The sequence below is a fragment of the Gorillibacterium sp. CAU 1737 genome (assembly GCF_039888655.1).
GTDB lineage: Bacteria > Bacillota > Bacilli > Paenibacillales > NBRC-103111 > Gorillibacterium.
This window is the reverse complement of the sequence record NZ_JBDQQO010000021.1, coordinates 1-1,713: the sequence shown is the minus strand read 5'-3', so window position 1 is coordinate 1,713 and position 1,713 is coordinate 1. Positions and strand designations below refer to the sequence as shown.

The following is a 1,713-nucleotide window of genomic DNA, read 5'->3' as shown; positions in this document are numbered from 1 at the left end:
TGTGTTGTGTTGGATAAGCCCTCGACCGATTAGTATCCGTCAGCTGCATGCGTTGCCGCACTTCCACCTCGGACCTATCAACCTGGTCGTCTTCCAGGGGTCTTACTAATTGGGAAATCTCATCTTGAGGGGGGCTTCGCGCTTAGATGCTTTCAGCGCTTATCCCGTCCGTACTTGGCTACCCAGCGATGCTCCTGGCGGAACAACTGGTACACCAGCGGTACGTCCATCCCGGTCCTCTCGTACTAAGGACAGCTCCTCTCAAATTTCCTGCGCCCGCGACAGATAGGGACCGAACTGTCTCACGACGTTCTGAACCCAGCTCGCGTACCGCTTTAATGGGCGAACAGCCCAACCCTTGGGACCTACTTCAGCCCCAGGATGCGATGAGCCGACATCGAGGTGCCAAACCTCCCCGTCGATGTGGACTCTTGGGGGAGATAAGCCTGTTATCCCCAGGGTAGCTTTTATCCGTTGAGCGATGGCCCTTCCATACGGAACCACCGGATCACTAAGCCCGACTTTCGTCCCTGCTCGACCTGTACGTCTCGCAGTCAAGCTCCCTTCTGCCTTTGCACTCTTCGAATGATTTCCAACCATTCTGAGGGAACCTTTGGGCGCCTCCGTTACACTTTAGGAGGCGACCGCCCCAGTCAAACTGCCCGCCTGACACGGTCCCTCTCCCGGATCACGGGAGTAGGTTAGAACCTAGATACGATCAGGGTGGTATCCCAACGTCGCCTCCACACATGCTGGCGCACATGCTTCTCAGGCTCCCACCTATCCTGTACAGACCGTACCCAAGTCCAATATCAAGCTGCAGTAAAGCTCCATGGGGTCTTTCCGTCTTGTCGCGGGTAACCTGCATCTTCACAGGTATTAAAATTTCACCGGATCTCTCGTTGAGACAGCGCCCAAGTCGTTACGCCATTCGTGCGGGTCAGAATTTACCTGACAAGGAATTTCGCTACCTTAGGACCGTTATAGTTACGGCCGCCGTTTACTGGGGCTTCGGTTCACAGCTTCGGGTTACCCCTAACCGCTCCCCTTAACCTTCCAGCACCGGGCAGGCGTCAGCCCGTATACTTCGCCTTGCGGCTTCGCACAGACCTGTGTTTTTGCTAAACAGTCGCTTGGGCCTATTCACTGCGGCCCCCTCGGGCTATTCACCCTACCGAGGCACCCCTTCTCCCGAAGTTACGGGGTCATTTTGCCGAGTTCCTTAACGAGAGTTCTTCCGCGCGCCTTAGAATTCTCTTCTTACCTACCTGTGTCGGTTTACGGTACGGGCACCTTCGCCTGGCTAGAGGCTTTTCTTGGCAGCTTGAGATCATGACCTTCGGTACTGCAATTTTCCCTCCCCATCACAGCCCAGCCTTATCGGATTGCGGATTTGCCTACAACCCAGCCTCACTGCTTGGACGGACCATTCCATCGGTCCGCGTCACTACCCTTCTGCGTCACCCCATTGCTCATAACGGCTTACGGTGGTACAGGAATTTCAACCTGTTGTCCATCGACTACGCCTTTCGGCCTCGCCTTAGGTCCCGACTTACCCTGAGCGGACGAGCCTTCCTCAGGAACCCTTAGGTTTTCGGCGGACAGGATTCTCACCTGTCTTTTCGTTACTTATACCGGCATTCTCACTTCTGTACGCTCCAGCACTCCTTACGGTATACCTTCAATGCTGTACAGAACGCTCCCCTACCCATG

Annotated in this window: 1 rRNA gene; it reads right to left on the bottom strand. The window is 55.2% G+C overall.

From position 1 onward, the window contains the following. Nucleotides 1–9: 9 nt before the first annotated feature. Nucleotides 10–1,713, bottom strand: a 23S ribosomal RNA gene (locus tag AAFN83_RS22085); the annotation flags it as partial.